General features: G+C 59.7%; 14 protein-coding genes. 11 read left to right on the forward strand and 3 right to left on the reverse strand.

All coding sequences use genetic code 11. The features are described from left to right. Nucleotides 1-21: 21 nt before the first annotated feature. Complete coding sequence (locus K0V07_RS12080) at nt 22-942, reverse strand: AraC family transcriptional regulator (protein ID WP_220621647.1); 921 nt, start codon at nt 940-942, stop codon at nt 22-24. A 269-nt stretch (nt 943-1,211) separates the two neighbouring features. On the opposite strand from K0V07_RS12080, the gene K0V07_RS12085 reads away from it, so the two are divergent. The 8 genes from K0V07_RS12085 (at nt 1,212) to K0V07_RS12120 (ending at nt 7,390) form a co-directional block, all read left to right on the forward strand. Further along, a complete protein-coding gene (locus K0V07_RS12085; RefSeq protein WP_220621648.1) occupies nt 1,212-2,345 on the forward strand; it encodes an NAD(P)-dependent alcohol dehydrogenase in 1,134 nt (377 codons plus the stop codon). 44 nt (nt 2,346-2,389) lie between these two features. After that, on the forward strand, nt 2,390-3,436 hold the full coding sequence (locus tag K0V07_RS12090) for an NAD(P)-dependent alcohol dehydrogenase (RefSeq protein ID WP_286653042.1): 1,047 nt from the start codon (nt 2,390-2,392) through the stop codon (nt 3,434-3,436). A 157-nt stretch (nt 3,437-3,593) separates the two neighbouring features. After that, the gene (locus K0V07_RS12095; RefSeq protein ID WP_220621649.1) at nt 3,594-3,971 is read left to right on the forward strand and encodes a cyclophilin-like fold protein; all 378 of its coding nucleotides are present in this window, start codon (nt 3,594-3,596) and stop codon (nt 3,969-3,971) included. 43 nt (nt 3,972-4,014) lie between these two features. Then, a complete protein-coding gene (locus K0V07_RS12100) occupies nt 4,015-4,785 on the forward strand; it encodes a glucose 1-dehydrogenase (RefSeq protein ID WP_220621650.1) in 771 nt (256 codons plus the stop codon). A gap of 149 nt (nt 4,786-4,934) precedes the next feature. Beyond that, nucleotides 4,935-5,339: a cupin domain-containing protein gene (locus tag K0V07_RS12105; protein ID WP_220621651.1), complete on the forward strand. Its 405-nt coding sequence runs from the start codon at nt 4,935-4,937 to the stop codon at nt 5,337-5,339. Nucleotide 5,340: 1 nt separating this feature from the next. Then, a complete protein-coding gene (locus K0V07_RS12110) occupies nt 5,341-5,721 on the forward strand; it encodes a DUF2255 family protein (protein WP_220621652.1) in 381 nt (126 codons plus the stop codon). 25 nt (nt 5,722-5,746) lie between these two features. Beyond that, nucleotides 5,747-5,974, forward strand: a complete 228-nt coding sequence (locus K0V07_RS12115; protein WP_220621653.1) for a tautomerase family protein — start codon at nt 5,747-5,749, stop codon at nt 5,972-5,974. 48 nt (nt 5,975-6,022) lie between these two features. Then, on the forward strand, nt 6,023-7,390 hold the full coding sequence (locus K0V07_RS12120) for an MFS transporter (protein WP_220621654.1): 1,368 nt from the start codon (nt 6,023-6,025) through the stop codon (nt 7,388-7,390). 210 nt (nt 7,391-7,600) lie between these two features. Here K0V07_RS12120 and soxR read toward each other — a convergent pair whose 3' ends face one another. Further along, nucleotides 7,601-8,041, reverse strand: coding sequence for a redox-sensitive transcriptional activator SoxR (gene soxR, locus K0V07_RS12125; RefSeq protein WP_220621655.1), 441 nt, complete (start codon nt 8,039-8,041; stop codon nt 7,601-7,603). Between the two features lie 80 nt (nt 8,042-8,121). On the opposite strand from soxR, the gene K0V07_RS12130 reads away from it, so the two are divergent. Beyond that, nucleotides 8,122-8,853 carry an SDR family oxidoreductase gene (locus K0V07_RS12130; protein WP_220621656.1) on the forward strand — a complete coding sequence of 244 codons (732 nt, stop codon included), beginning with the start codon at nt 8,122-8,124 and terminating at the stop codon, nt 8,851-8,853. 84 nt (nt 8,854-8,937) lie between these two features. On the opposite strand, the gene K0V07_RS12135 is transcribed toward K0V07_RS12130, so the two are convergent. Continuing rightward, entirely contained in the window at nt 8,938-10,476 is a 1,539-nt protein-coding gene (locus K0V07_RS12135) for a cobyric acid synthase (RefSeq protein WP_220621657.1), read from the reverse strand. A gap of 119 nt (nt 10,477-10,595) precedes the next feature. Between K0V07_RS12135 and K0V07_RS12140 the strand changes: the two genes are divergently transcribed. Together K0V07_RS12140 and K0V07_RS12145 are read left to right on the forward strand one after the other, a co-directional pair. Continuing rightward, entirely contained in the window at nt 10,596-11,690 is a 1,095-nt protein-coding gene (locus tag K0V07_RS12140; protein ID WP_220621658.1) for a class I mannose-6-phosphate isomerase, read from the forward strand. 86 nt (nt 11,691-11,776) lie between these two features. After that, complete coding sequence (locus tag K0V07_RS12145; RefSeq protein WP_220621659.1) at nt 11,777-13,876, forward strand: beta-galactosidase; 2,100 nt, start codon at nt 11,777-11,779, stop codon at nt 13,874-13,876. The last annotated feature ends 3 nt before the right edge of the window (nt 13,877-13,879 follow it).

Consider the following 13,879-nt stretch of genomic DNA (forward strand, 5'->3'; position numbering starts at 1 on the left):
GTCGTGTTGAGCTCCTTTCGCTCAGGAAGCGGCTAGCTGCCGTAGCGTGCTGATATCCCGCAGGGGAGGTGCTCCGAACTGGCGGCTGTACTCACGGCTGAACTGGGAGGGGCTCTCGTAGCCGACCTCAAAGGCGGCACTGGCGGCGTCTTTATGCTCCATCAGCATCAGGCGACGGGCCTCTTGCAGCCGCAACTGCTTCTGGTACTGCAGGGGGCTGTAGTTCGTCATGGCCCGGAAGTGCTGGTGGAAAGTGGACTTACTCATGCCCACGACCCGCGCCAGCTCATCGACATTGATCGGGTGGGCGAAATGGTCTTTGAGCCAGATGATCGCCTTTGACACCTGGTTACTCTGGCTGCCCGAGCTGGCGATCTGCCGCAGCTTCATGCCCTGGTCGCTACTGAGCAGGCGGTAGATGATCTCTTTTTGAATAATGGGAGCCATGATGGGGATATCGGCCTCATGCTGCAGGAGCTGGACCAGACGGCGCACGGCGTTGATGATGGGAACGGTCGTCTCGCCGACGGACATCCCCAGGTGAGACTGCTGCTCACGGGGTGGGGGAAGATCGCTGCCAGCCATCATCTGGGCGACTTCTTTCAGGTCGAGCAGCAGCCGCAGGCCGAGGTAGGGCTTTTCCTTACTGGCCCGGTACACCTGAAACGTTGTGGGTAAGTGCAGCGAGGTCAGCAGATAGTTACTTTCGTCGTAGATGATCTTCTCCTCACCCAGAAAGACTTGCTTGGCGCCTTGGACAACCATGCAGATGCTCGGCTCGTACATGCCGGTGGACGGCTCAGTCGGCTGCTCCATGCTGTAGAGTGAGAGTCCGGGGATGCTGGTGTCTGGCGATTCCCTGTGTTCAGTCAATTGTGCAATTGTCTGCCTGAGCTCTTTTACCTCATCGGCAATCGGCGAGGGGGCTGTCTGCGTGTTCATGGCTTTAAATATAGGGCGTACAGGGGGGTTGATCAAGTTGGCGTGCATTAATTTCAGATGCTAAAAATGCCCGTCTTTCGAGGTTTTTTTGGGTGTGTGCACTTTTAGGCAAGAATGCTGGAGGATCAATCTACCCGCTTCGGTCGGACATGATGTATAGTTGTCCCATCATGCAAAAACGCACATTGGGCAGTCCGCGGTGATCGTGTCCATAGCTGAACATTAATGATCCTCCCCCGAATAGCTTAACCGAGAAACCGAAAACACAGATGAAACCTATAATCACACTCCTGTCTATCGCGCTGGGACTCCTCTCAGGCCATATCGCTCAGGCCGAGGGGCAACCCGTCCCCGCCAAAGGCTATGCGCTTTTTTCTGAAGACGGCCACTTCAAGCCCTACGAGTTTGAGCGCCATGCCGTTGGCGAAAATGACGTGCTCATCGAGATCATGTACGCGGGCATCTGCCACAGCGACATTCACACCGTCCGCTCCGAGTGGGGACCGTCCCACTATCCGATCGTCCCCGGGCACGAGATTGTCGGTCGGGTCACGCAGGTCGGCGATAATGTGACGAAGTTCAAGCCCGGTGATTACGCCGGGGTGGGCTGCATGGTCAACGCCTGCGGAGAATGCGATAACTGCAAGGCCGGGCTGGAGCAGTTCTGCGAAAAGGGAGCGGTTTTCACCTATGGCTCCAAGGACAAGTACCATGGCAACGCCATCACTCAGGGCGGCTACTCCAACAATATCGTCGTCTCGGAAGACTTCGCGATCAAGGTCCCGGAGGATGCGGAGATCGAGAAGGTTGCCCCGCTTTTCTGCGCGGGCATCACGACCTACTCGCCGCTTGAGTACGCGCATATCGGTGAAGGTGACAAGGTCGGCGTCGCCGGTTTTGGCGGGCTGGGCCATATGGCTGTCAAATATGCAGTCTCCAAGGGCGCAGATGTGACGGTTTTCGACATCACCGAGGAGAAGCGCCAGGACGCACTGGATATGGGTGCCGTCAAGTACGTCAATGTCCGCAATCCCGAAGAGCTGAAAGGCCTGCAAAACAATTTTAAACTCATCCTCAGCACGATCCCGGCCCATTACGACCCCACGATGTACGTGCGGATGCTGGAAATGGGGGGCGAGCTCGTCATTGTCGGCCTGCCTGCCAATGACCAGCGCCCGAGCATTGATATCGGTTCGCTCGTGTTTATGTCCCGCCGGAAGGTTTCCGGTTCACTCATCGGTGGTATCCCTGAGACGCAGGAGATGCTCGATTACTCCGTCGCCCATGGCATCTACCCGGAGGTGGAGGTGATCCCCGTCGGTCAGATCGATGAGGCCTACCGAAACGTGGTGGACGGTGAGGTGAAATTCCGGTATGTTATCGACATGAGCACCATGCAGTAGTGATCGAAAAACGAACTTAATCTTAACCCTAATTATTTATCATTATGGACACAATCGGATACGCAGCACAAAGCGCAGCAACACCCCTGGCACCTTTTCACTTCGAACGCCGGGACCTTCGCCCCAACGATGTGGCGATCGAGATCCTGTACTGTGGAGTCTGCCACTCGGACCTGCACACCGTCCGCGGTGACTGGGGCCCCCAGGCATACCCGCTGATCCCCGGACACGAGATCGTCGGTCGCGTGATCGAGGTGGGCCCTGAGGTCAAAAAATACAAGGCAGGCGACAACGTGGCCGTGGGCTGCATGGTCGATAGCTGCCAGAAGTGCGACCAGTGCGAGCACGGCGAGGAGCAATACTGCCGCGAGGGCATGACCCCGACCTACGGCTCCCCCGACCGTGTCTCTGGTGAGATCACACAGGGCGGCTACTCGAAGCACATTATCGTGCGTGAGGAGTTCGTGCTGAGCGTCCCCGACGGTCTGGATCTCAGCCGTGCCGCTCCCATCCTCTGCGCGGGCATCACGACCTACTCGCCGCTGCGCACATGGAATATCAGTAAGGGCAGCCGCGTCGGTGTGATCGGTCTCGGTGGCTTGGGCCATATGGCTGTCAAGCTGGCCGCCGCTATGGGCGCTCATGTGACGGTTCTGAGCCGTACGGCCGACAAGAAGAAGGATGCAGAGTCCCTCGGTGCCCATGAGCTTCTGATTTCTACTGATGAGGAGGCTATGGAAAAGGCCGCCAACTCTTTTGAACTGATCATCGACACCGTCCCGGTTGAGCATGATGTGAACCCGTACACGCCGCTGCTCGACATCGACGGCACACTCGTCATGGTCGGCCAGGTCGGGCCTATCATGGGGCCGACGACAGTTCCCATGATTATGGGCCGTCGCCGGATCGCAGGTTCACTCATCGGCGGCATTCGGGAGACGCAGGAGCTTCTGGATTTCTGCGCCGAGAAGAATGTGCACCCGGACTGCGAAATGATTCGTATGGACGAGATCAACGAAGCCTTTGTGCGGATGGAGAAATCCGATGTGCGCTACCGCTTCGTGATCGATATGGCCAGCCTGGAGGCCTGATCCGGGCGGCCCGAAATCGGTAAGGCCGGAGCCCGTGCTGGATGCGTAACGCATAGAGAATAACACGCTTATGTGGAAACTCTGTCTGCTATTCATAGCCGGGCTGCTGCCTCTCCAGCAGGGCCTCTGTGCTCAAACTGAGAAGAACGCAAAAGTCATGAACATCGAAATCATGGTCGGAGATCAGGTGGTGAATGCCCACTTGGCAGACAACCCCTCCGCACAGGATTTTGCGGCGATGCTTCCGCTTGAGTTGAGTCTGGAGGACTATGGGAAGATCGAGAAAGTCGCCGACCTTCCGAAAAAACTGACCAAAGACGGCGCTCCTGCTGGCTATAAGCCCGCTCCAGGAGACATCACCTATTATGCCCCCTGGGGGAATCTCGCGATCTTCCTGCGCGGGTTCAGCTACTCAGCCGGTTTGATCTACCTTGGTAAGATTGATTCCGGTCTCGAGAAGCTGGTCCGCGAGGGGGCGCTTAAGGTGGTGATCCGGATGAAAGCCGAAGACTCGGATAAAGACGGACAAGACTAGCCGCATGCGGCCATCCCAAACGAACATACAAAAGCAAATAAACATGACCAAGAGCATATTAGACTACAGCGGAAAGGTCGCCCTGGTCACGGGCGCGGCCTCCGGGATGGGATTGGCCACCGCCAGGGCGTTTGCGGAGGCGGGAGCATCGGTTGTCATGGCTGACTATAAACAGGATGCCGTCAAAGCCGCCGCCGATGAGCTAGCCGCTGCCGGGTATAAAACCTTGGCGCTGGCCTGTGACGTCAGCGACGAAAAGCAGGTCGCCGCGCTCGTCGAGAGCACGGTCTCGGCATTTGGGCGGCTCGATGCGGCCTTTAACAATGCCGGTGTCATGGCGCACATCGCTCCTACCGCCGAGAGCACATTAGAAGAGTGGGAGCGTGTGATCGGCATCAACCTGCGCGGCGTCTGGGCCTGCTTGAAGTATGAGCTGAAGCAGATGCAAAAGCAGGGCAGTGGAGCGATCGTCAATAATGCCTCAGTCGGGGCGTTGACCGGAAATCCCGGCATCCCCTCGTATATCGCCTCGAAGCATGGCGTGGTGGGGCTCACGCGCACCGCTGCGCTGGAAGCCATCCCGCACGGGGTCCGCGTAAACGCGATCAACCCTGGCGTGATCGACACACAGGTCGCCCGCGATGTCGTCGATGGTGATGACGAAGCCTACGCTCAAATGGAGCAGGCCATTCCCATCAAACGCGCTGGCCAGCCCGAGGAAATCGCCTCGGTGGTGCTTTGGCTGTGCAGTCCGGGGGCGAGCTACGTCGTCGGTCATGCGCTCACCGTCGATGGCGGACTTACGGTGCCGTGATCTGACGATAAACATTCAGCTACACTATTTTTATGATCATCCATCGTAGAGCATTTCTCAAAACAACCGCTGCCGTGATCGCTGCGACTTCGCCTATGGCATTACTTGCACGCGCGGCACCCACCCAAAATTCTAACAAGGATAAAGTTATGAAAACAAAAGTCACACGCGTTGGAACCCAATCTTCGATCGCAGGCCCGGCTGACTGGTTCACCGGCGAAGTCCGCATCGACCCGCTTTTCAAGACCGATAAACCGGCCCGTGGCCAGGGGGCGAGTGTCACATTCGAGCCCGGTGCACGCACAGCCTGGCACACGCATCCGCTGGGGCAGACCCTGATCATCACGTCTGGCTCCGGCTGGGTACAGGAAGAGGGCGGCCCCATCGAGGAGGTCCATCCTGGCGATGTCATCTGGTTTCCCCCCGAGGTGAAGCACTGGCACGGCGCCGCCCCCACCACTGGCATGTCGCACATTGCGATCCAGGAAGAGCTCAACGGCGAAGTCGTCGAGTGGATGGAGCACGTCAGCGATGAGCAATACCAGAAGCGTTAAAATGGCAGCGTGGGCAAGCGAGGATCTGGAGAAGATTCGCCTCTCCGACGATCTGCACATCGCGCCGTTTCGCGCGGACGGGAAGACCTACGGCACCCCGACCTGGATATGGTCCGTGGTGGTGGACGGCAGGCTCTACGTCCGCGCTTACAACGGCCGCGCCTCGCGCTGGTATCGGTCGGCCATGGCCCAGAAAACCGGGTGCATTCACGCGGTCGGTCAGCAGTGGGATGTCACGTTTCATCCCGTTGATGACTCCGCGCTGAATGACCAGATCGATGCCGCCTATGTCGACAAATATGAAGGCAGCCCCTACCTGCTGCCGATGGTTGGTGAGCGCACACGCGCTGCCACTGTCCTGATTCTGCCCAAAGATGAGTGAAGCAACGCATAACTCCTGAATCGATATGCCACACATAGTCATCAAAGCCGTAACCGGCAAAACCGAAGAACAAAAGCAGCAGCTGGCTGACGCCATTACTCGCGATGTGATGGAGATCTTTCACTATGGCGAGGAGTCGGTATCTGTGGCCATCGAGGAGTTTCCCGCCGAGCGGTGGAAAGAGGATGTCTATCAGGCCGATATTCAGGCTTATGCCGAGAGGCTCTACAAGAAGCCCGGCTACGAGCTGTAGCGGCGGCTCTGCCCTCAGAGACAAGCCTGTGGCCGGCGTCCCGCACCCATGACAAGCAACGGACATTCCTCTGCGCCCGTGCGGCCCGGCCTTACCCTGGCAGCGGCATTGCTGGGCTTTTTCATGATCACGCTCGATGCGGTGGTGGTAAATGTTGCCCTGCCGACGATGGGCGAGGATCTGAGCGCGGACATGTCGGGACTGCAGTGGGTGGTGGACAGCTATACCATGGTGTTCGCCGCTTTACTGCTCTCTGCGGGCGTGATCTCTGACCGCATCGGCGCGCGCGGTGCCTTCGGCATGGGGGTCGTCCTCTTTATGCTGTCCTCACTGGTATGCGGACTGGCACCTGACATCCACACTCTGGTGGCGGCGCGGTTTGTGCAGGGAGCTGGGGCGGCTGTCATGATGCCCTCCTCGATGTCTTTGATCCGCCATGCCTATCATGACCCTGTCGCTCGTGGCCGGGCTGTCGCCTACTGGGCACTGGGAGGCTCGGTGGCGGCGACCTCCGGACCTGTTGTCGGTGGCCTGTTGACGCTGCTCAACTGGCGGTGGATTTTCTTTATAAACCTGCCGGTATGCCTCGTGACGTTCCTGTTTCTGGCCCGCGCCGCGCACTCTCCGCAGCGCACGGCTCCGTTTGACCTGTGGGGGCAGCTCACTGCCGTTCTGACCATGGGTGCTCTGACCTTTGGAGCGATCGAGGCGGGTGAAGCCGGACTGGCCGATCCGCGAGTGTGGGGCGCATTTATCGTCGCTGCTTGTTCACTCGGGGGATTCGTGTGGGGGCAGAGGCGAGCCCGGCATCCTATGATGCCGCCTGAGCTGTTCCGGGTCCGTAATGTCGTCATCTCAGTCGTGGTCGGCTTTACGTTTATGTTCGGATACTTCGGGCTGCCCTTTGTGATGAGCCTTTATCTGCAGCAGTTGCGTGGCTTGAGCGCCCTGCAGACGGGGCTGTCCTTCCTGCCGATGATGTTGATCGGACTGGTGCTAACCCCCTTCAGTGCGCGCATCGTGGAGCGATTCAACCCTAAGAACGTTATCTTCTGGGGCCTGGTCTCGATGGCTCTCGGCCTTCTCTCGCTGGTCATTTTCACGGACGAGGTACCCGTTTGGGGGATCGCGGCGCTGATGGGGCTGGTCGGCCTGGGCGGGCCGCTGATTGCTCCCCCGATCGCTGCGGTACTACTTGGCAGTGTGCCGGTGACGCTCGTTGGCACGGCCAGTGGCGTCTTCAATACCAGTCGTCAGGTCGGTGGTGCCTTGGCGGTGGCTATCTTCGGGGCGTTACTGACTCAGCCCTTTGGCTTTGTCAATGGTATGCGGGCCAGTCTGGTGCTGGCGACCATCGTCGCGGTAGCAACAGCCTGCCTCAGCCTGAGACTGGAACACGGAAAACGGGACGCGTAAGCTTCCAGGCGGGTGGGGCATCTGAGCCCAACCCTCATTAGTATAATGAATGCTCCCGACGAGCTGCGGTGTTTCGTATTTAAATTCTGAAATTTGACTTGTCCTCAAGTTAACTTGAGGAGGTATCCTGTCTCTAATGAGTTTTGATCCAGTAGCAGGCCGCCGTGAAAACGGCCCTCGTCTAGACACCGGTGGTCCACAGTGGCGCTGCTACAGCATGGCGGGGCCGGGCCCCTTGCGGGCCAGTTCGTCGTCGGGGTTGCGGAGGGGGCAGTCCTTCATGGAGAGGCAGCCGCAGCCGATGCAGAGCGTTAGCTGGCTGCGCAGCTTGGTCGCGAGCTCGATCTTATCTTTCAGGGCCTGGTCCCAGGCGCGGGTGACTTTATGCCAGTCGGCCTTTGTCGGCACGCGGTTGGGCGGGATGTTTCGAAAGACGTGTTTGATCTCCTCCAGCGAAAAGCCCAGTCGCTGGGCAACCTTAATAAACGAAAGGATACGCAGCTCGCGCCGCTCGAAGCGCCGCTGGTTGCGGCCGTCCCTTGTGCTGCGGACAAGTCCCTTGGTCTCGTAAAAGTGGATGGCGGAGACAGCGATTCCGCTTCTGAGCGAGACTTCGCCGACCGTCAGCAGTTCTTTTTTCTTCGAACCCATAACAGCTTTATTTTTACCTCAACCATACTTTAGGTCAAGTCCTGCGGGCTTAACCGTAACCCACAACCGAAAACAAAAAGATGACAGACAAAAGCAAAACCATCGCCCTTGTCACCGGAGCTTCCGATGGCATCGGTAAGGAGGTCGCCCGGCAGTTGGCAACCAAAGGCATTCACGTTCTTCTCGGTTCGAGAAGCCTGGAAAAAGGCCAGGGTGTGGTCGACGAGTTCAAGCAGAAAGGCCTCGAAGTCGAGCTGCTCCAGCTCGATATCTCCGATGATTCCAGCGTGGAGAATGCCGTCGCACAGGTCAACCACCGTCACGGACGCCTGGACATCCTCGTGAATAACGCGGGCATCTTTTTCGACAAGTGCCCCCTGACGGAGCTCCCGGTCGAGGACTTGGCGGCTACCTTTAACACAAACGTCGTCGGCACCTTTCGGGTGACGCGTAGCTTCCTGCCGCTGCTTCGCAAGTCCGAACACGCGCGCATCGTCAACGTCTCCAGTGGCCTGGGATCTCTCCAGCACATGACGGATGAAAACAGCCCCTACTATCAGGTGGTCATGCCCTCGTACGCATCGTCCAAGGCCGCGCTTAACGTGCTCACGGTGTATCTGGCCCGCGAACTCAAGGACTCCGGGATCAAGGTCAACTCCGTGTGCCCCGGTATGACCGCGACCCGCTACGTCGATTCACCCTTTGCCCATCCGGTGGAGGTCGGCGCAGAAATCCCGGTGCGCTACGCGCTGATCGATGACGACGGCCCGACGGGAGGCTTTTTCGACCGTAACGGTCCGCACAAGTGGTAGACGGGATTTCTTCCCGCCTGTTGAGTAAGAGCAGGCACGGCCCTGAGTTTCTTTGCCGTGCTTGCTCTCTACTGCGGCTATGGATCAGCGGCTGAGTCCAGCGATAGCCACGACCTTGTCCATGTCCAGATGCTGCTCGATATGCCGTCCGAGGAGGTCGTATTGACGCTGCTTGAAGGCGTCGAAATCCTCATCAAGGGCGACTCTGCTGTCACGGGTCGGGCGGTTTAAACCTGCGAGCTGGGGAGCAAGATCGCTCAAAAAGGCACGGCGAAATGCGCCCGAGTCAAAGAGCCCGTGCAGATAGGTGCCCCAGAGTCGTCCATCGTCAGAGCAAAGCCCATCGGTGGTGGATGATCCCTGCTGCTTGATCCGGGTAATCGCGGGGTGGTAGCCATCGCCGTTGCCGACGGGACGCGTTTCCCCCATGTGGATCTCGTAACCGTACACAGGCTGTTGATTCGCTTCCCAGATGCCCTCTACGCGCGTGAGCCTTTTATTGGGGGTCAGTTCTGTTTCGATGGGCAGCTGGCCGAGGCCGGTGCTCTGGCCGGGAGTGCCCTCCACGCCATCAGGGTCGCGGATCGTGCGCCCCATCATCTGATAGCCACCGCAGAGGCCACCGAGCCTCCCGCCGACGTCCAAGTAGGTCTTCAACTTGGCGGTCCAGCCGCTGGCATGGAGCCAGTCGAGGTCCGCGCGCACGTTTTTAGAGCCCGGCAGGATAACCTGGTCGTAGAGGCCAAGGTCGCGGGGGCGGGAGAGGAAATGCACGCGTACGCCCTCCGTGCACTGGAGCGCGGCGAGGTCGGTGTGGTTGGAGATACGGGGGAGCAGCAGGCAGGCGATATGCACATGGCCCGGCTCTTTCACGGCGGGGGGATCGACAACCGTTTCAGCGGCCATGCCGTCTTCCGAGTCGATGGCGATACTGCGGTCAAAGGGCAGCACGCCAAGCACGGGCAGACCGCTCTGCTCCTCGATCCAGCGGACGCCGTCCTCGAAAAGCCCGATGTCGCCCCGGAAGCGGTTGATGATGATGCCCTGCACGCGTGCCCGGTCGGCGGGGCTGATGATCGCGAGGGTGCCCATCACCTGGGCGAAAACACCGCCGCGGTCGATGTCGGCGATCAGGATGACTGGAGCGTCTACCGCATGGGCGGGGCGAAAGTTTACGATGTCCCGGTCTGAAAGGTTTACCTCGGCGCAGGAGCCGGCCCCCTCCATCACGACGACCTCATGGGCCTGCCGAAGGACCTCCAGAGACTCCATGGCTTTGGCAAAAAGCTGGTCTGTCTGCCGGTAGTAGTCGCGCGCTTCCTGTGTCGCAAGCACCTGCCCGTGGAGCACGACCTGCGAGCGGGCATCGCCCGAAGGTTTCAGCAGGACCGGGTTCATGTGTACGCTGGGCTCGACTCCGCAAGCCTCAGCCTGCACGACCTGGGCGCGCCCCATCTCCAGCCCGTCCAGCGTGACATAGGAGTTGTTGGACATGTTCTGGGCCTTGTAGGGGGCCACGTCGTATCCCCGGCACTTCAGTGCGCGGCCAATCCCCGCGACGATGAAGCTCTTGCCGACGTCTGAGCCGGTGCCTAGCAGCGAAATGCACTTACCGATAGCCATTGTACGTCTCCTTCTCAAAAAGAATGCCGGTACCGGGGCGAGGAAAATCGCCCCGAACGATTCACACGGATGAGCAGGGTTGACGTGACGGGGGTGAGGTTTTCAGATAACTATTCTTTATGAGTACCTCCGTGCCGCCTTTTCTCCAGATCCTCACTAATCGGGTCCGCCGTAACTATACGGGCGGAGCTCTGCTCGAACAGTGGACGGGTGAGGGGAATGGCGGCGACGACGAGCGGCCCGAAGACTGGATCGCCTCGACCGTGCGTGCAGTCAACCCAGGGCTCGGTGAGATCAAGGATGAGGGCCTCACGCGCGTGCGCCTACCCGATGGGGGAGAGCGCATACTGGCCGACTTACTGGCGGAGCAGCCGGATGATTTTCTCGGGGAACGCCATGTGGAGAACACCGGGCATGAGCTGGGGTTTCTCGCCAAGCTCCTGGACTCCGCCATCCGCCTGCATGTGCAGGCGCACCCGACGGCCAAGTTTTCCCAGGAACATCTCGCGTCGCGCTACGGTAAGCTCGAAACCTACGTAGTGCTGGCCGTACGCGAGGGTGCGGACCCGTACCTGCGGCTGGGCTTCCAACATGCGCCCACCAGGGACGAGTGGAAACGCATCATCGAGGAGCAGGACATCCCGGCGATGGACGCCTGCTTTGAGCGTATCCCGCTACAGGTCGGTGATGTCTGGCGCGTGCCCGGCGGCCTGCCCCATGCGATCGGGGAGGGGGCGCTCGTCCTGGAGGTCATGGAGCCCTCCGACTGGGTGGTGCGCTGTGAGTTTGAGCGCGAGGGCATCGTCGTGCCGCCGGAGGGGCGCTTCATGCGCCGCGGGCTGGACTTCTGCCTGAACATTTTTGACTACACGGAGCGCTCGGTCAGCGATATCCGCGAGCTGTGCCAGATCCAGCCCAAGGTCCTGGCAGAGACAGACACCTGCCGGGAGGAGGAGCTCGTGGGCAGAGCGCATACGGATTGCTTCGGGGTGAACCGCCTGACCATCAGCGGAGAGACCCAACTGCCTGCCTCTGAGCGCATCGGGCTCTACCTGGTCAGTGAGGGCGAAGGGCAGCTGGCAAGCGGAGATCACAGCCTGAGCCTGCGCAAGGGGAGCCGGTTTATCCGCCCTGCAAAGGGTGGCGAAGTCTCCGTGACTCCGACAGGGGAAGGCCCGCTGGAGCTGTGCCACTGCTACCCGGGGCTTGCCTGACACTAAACATGTGCAGTGGATGGTTTGTGCTTTTGGGTTGAGAATTTCACTTAGGTCTCAATAAAGCGAAAAACCCTTTCATGCCCATGCCTTCCCCACTCGATACCCTTTCTCTGAAGCGCCTGCCCTTCGGCGTTGTCTTTCTGGCCGAGCCCGGCGTGCCGCTGTCGGAGATGCAGCGCGACCTCGGTAATATCGCCCAGCTCGGTTTCAATACCGTGGTGCTGTACCCGAGCGTAAGCCGCTGGGATGCGCCTCTGCCCGGCGAGACGGCCTTTGCTACGATTGATGCGCTGATGGATACCTGCGCAGAGCTGGGGCTCGGCGTCGTCCTGGAGCTACAGGGGCAGGTTATGCAGGATGCCGACGCTCCCGAGTGCTCGGGCTATGCTCAGGCACCCGACTACCGCGAGAACGGTTTTCACCAGCCTCAGAAGGAAGCACTGCTGGCTAAGTATCTGCGCGAGGTCGTCACGCACTTTAAAGGCCATCCGGCACTCATCGCCTACGATCTGTTTAACGAGATCGGTAATAATTCGCGCTCGCCGGAGACGATTGGGGCTTTTGTCGCGTATTTGAGAAACCAATACGCCGGTGACATTCAGAACCTGAATCGCGCCTGGGTGACGTATTTTAACGACTTCGAGGACATTACACGCATCCCGCCTAATTTCCGCGTCTGGAGCTGGTCGTCCGTGGTGGCTGAGCGGGATTGGCAGCGGTTCCGGTCTGCTGACTTCGTGGCTCAGGTGGAGTCATGGCGGGCCATCGTGCGCGAGATCGATGCGGATACGCCGCTCTTTATCGATGTGCTCGGCAGCGATGCCCTGCATAACCGCACCGGCGATTACTATGGGGTGAGCGACTGGGATGCGGTCGAGGCCAGCGACGTGCTCGGGCTTTCCTGCTACGCCAACATGCTCGGCCCTCGCTGGTGGGAGACCGATGCCTGGCAGTGGCCGCAGTTTTGGCGGCACGCGCGGTCTGTTGCTGGCGATAAGCAGACCATGGTCTCTGAGCTGATGACGGCAAACCGCTGCATCTTCCCGACGGAGGGCTCGTCCATGACGGACGAACTGGGCCTGTGGAGCTATCAGGCCGTTTTCCATGGCATACAGGGGGTCATTTACTGGAAGTACCGCCCCTTCCGCCGGGGGCGTCAGGTCGCCGGTCGGGGGTTGACGGATTTTGACGGGACGCCCAATGCGTTCGCGGATCAGGCCTCTGAGGTCGCGCATTTTGTCCAGGAAAATGCCGAGAGTCTCGCCGAGTCGCAGCCTGATACCGCTGGCTGCCTGATCGTGTTCGATCCTGAGATGGAACGCCTCTACAGCGCGATCGGCGAGGGTGAGGCGACGACGCCGCCGAAGCCGTTTTACACAGACGCGCACCGTGGCTGGTTCCAGGCTTTTTGGCAGAACGGCTACGCTCCGGGGTACACGACCCCCGCGCGCATGCTTGAGGACGGTATTCCCGAGGGGACGCAGTTAATCGTCATTCCGTGTCTGCCGGGGATCACAGAGGCATTCGCCCAGACGTTGAAAACTTTTGTCGAGGATGGGGGCACTGTCGTGAGTGAAAGTCGCTTCGGGCTGCTCGATATCGACGGTAATCTCCAGCCGCAGGCGCCGGGATTTGGGCTGCGCGATGTCGCAGGGGTCCAGGAGGTGTCATTCAGCTGTCGGGGTGCGCGGGAAATTTTCCTGCCAGAGGATTCGCTCACTCTGATGGATGATTACTGGCAAAGCCTGAAGCTGGCAGAGGGCACCGAGGTATTGATCAAGGCCACCGATGGTGAGCCCGCCCTGACGCGAAATCAGTTTGGTCGCGGTCAATGGCTCCACCTGCCGTTCCTGCTCGGACATAAAATAGAGAAGAGTGAGTCGCCCTCTGGGGCCATGGCCTACATGTCTGCTCTGCTTAAGCATGTTGGCCCGTCGTTGCAGCCTGCCGTCAAGGTCGTGAGCAAAGGGCCGCTGGCCGATGTTTCCGTATTGCTGCGTAAAGACGGGCAGCCGTGGCTGGTCGGGATTTCCAACTTTGCGCATGAGCGCACCGAGGTGGTTCTGGCGTTGCCGGAAAACATTACGCTTAGCGACGCTGGTGACATTGCCTGTGAGCAAGAGGGGCAGAGTGTTCGCGTGATGCTGAAGCCCAGGAGCTGCCAGGCGCTTCACCTGTGCTAGCGA

Origin of the sequence: Ruficoccus sp. ZRK36 (assembly GCF_019603315.1) — a bacterium.
GTDB lineage: Bacteria > Verrucomicrobiota > Verrucomicrobiia > Opitutales > Cerasicoccaceae > Ruficoccus.

What these genes read in the sequence shown, in the direction of transcription:
- K0V07_RS12115 (WP_220621653.1), top strand. Translation starts at nt 5,747, where the DNA reads ATGCCACACATAGTCATCAAAGCCGTAACCGGCAAAACCGAAGAACAA.
- K0V07_RS12135 (WP_220621657.1), bottom strand. Translation starts at nt 10,476, where the DNA reads ATGGCTATCGGTAAGTGCATTTCGCTGCTAGGCACCGGCTCAGACGTC.
- K0V07_RS12095 (WP_220621649.1), top strand. Translation starts at nt 3,594, where the DNA reads ATGAACATCGAAATCATGGTCGGAGATCAGGTGGTGAATGCCCACTTG.
- K0V07_RS12110 (WP_220621652.1), top strand. Translation starts at nt 5,341, where the DNA reads ATGGCAGCGTGGGCAAGCGAGGATCTGGAGAAGATTCGCCTCTCCGAC.
- soxR (WP_220621655.1), bottom strand. Translation starts at nt 8,041, where the DNA reads ATGGGTTCGAAGAAAAAAGAACTGCTGACGGTCGGCGAAGTCTCGCTC.
- K0V07_RS12080 (WP_220621647.1), bottom strand. Translation starts at nt 942, where the DNA reads ATGAACACGCAGACAGCCCCCTCGCCGATTGCCGATGAGGTAAAAGAG.
- K0V07_RS12130 (WP_220621656.1), top strand. Translation starts at nt 8,122, where the DNA reads ATGACAGACAAAAGCAAAACCATCGCCCTTGTCACCGGAGCTTCCGAT.
- K0V07_RS12145 (WP_220621659.1), top strand. Translation starts at nt 11,777, where the DNA reads ATGCCTTCCCCACTCGATACCCTTTCTCTGAAGCGCCTGCCCTTCGGC.
- K0V07_RS12090 (WP_286653042.1), top strand. Translation starts at nt 2,390, where the DNA reads ATGGACACAATCGGATACGCAGCACAAAGCGCAGCAACACCCCTGGCA.
- K0V07_RS12085 (WP_220621648.1), top strand. Translation starts at nt 1,212, where the DNA reads ATGAAACCTATAATCACACTCCTGTCTATCGCGCTGGGACTCCTCTCA.
- K0V07_RS12105 (WP_220621651.1), top strand. Translation starts at nt 4,935, where the DNA reads ATGAAAACAAAAGTCACACGCGTTGGAACCCAATCTTCGATCGCAGGC.
- K0V07_RS12100 (WP_220621650.1), top strand. Translation starts at nt 4,015, where the DNA reads ATGACCAAGAGCATATTAGACTACAGCGGAAAGGTCGCCCTGGTCACG.
- K0V07_RS12140 (WP_220621658.1), top strand. Translation starts at nt 10,596, where the DNA reads ATGAGTACCTCCGTGCCGCCTTTTCTCCAGATCCTCACTAATCGGGTC.
- K0V07_RS12120 (WP_220621654.1), top strand. Translation starts at nt 6,023, where the DNA reads ATGACAAGCAACGGACATTCCTCTGCGCCCGTGCGGCCCGGCCTTACC.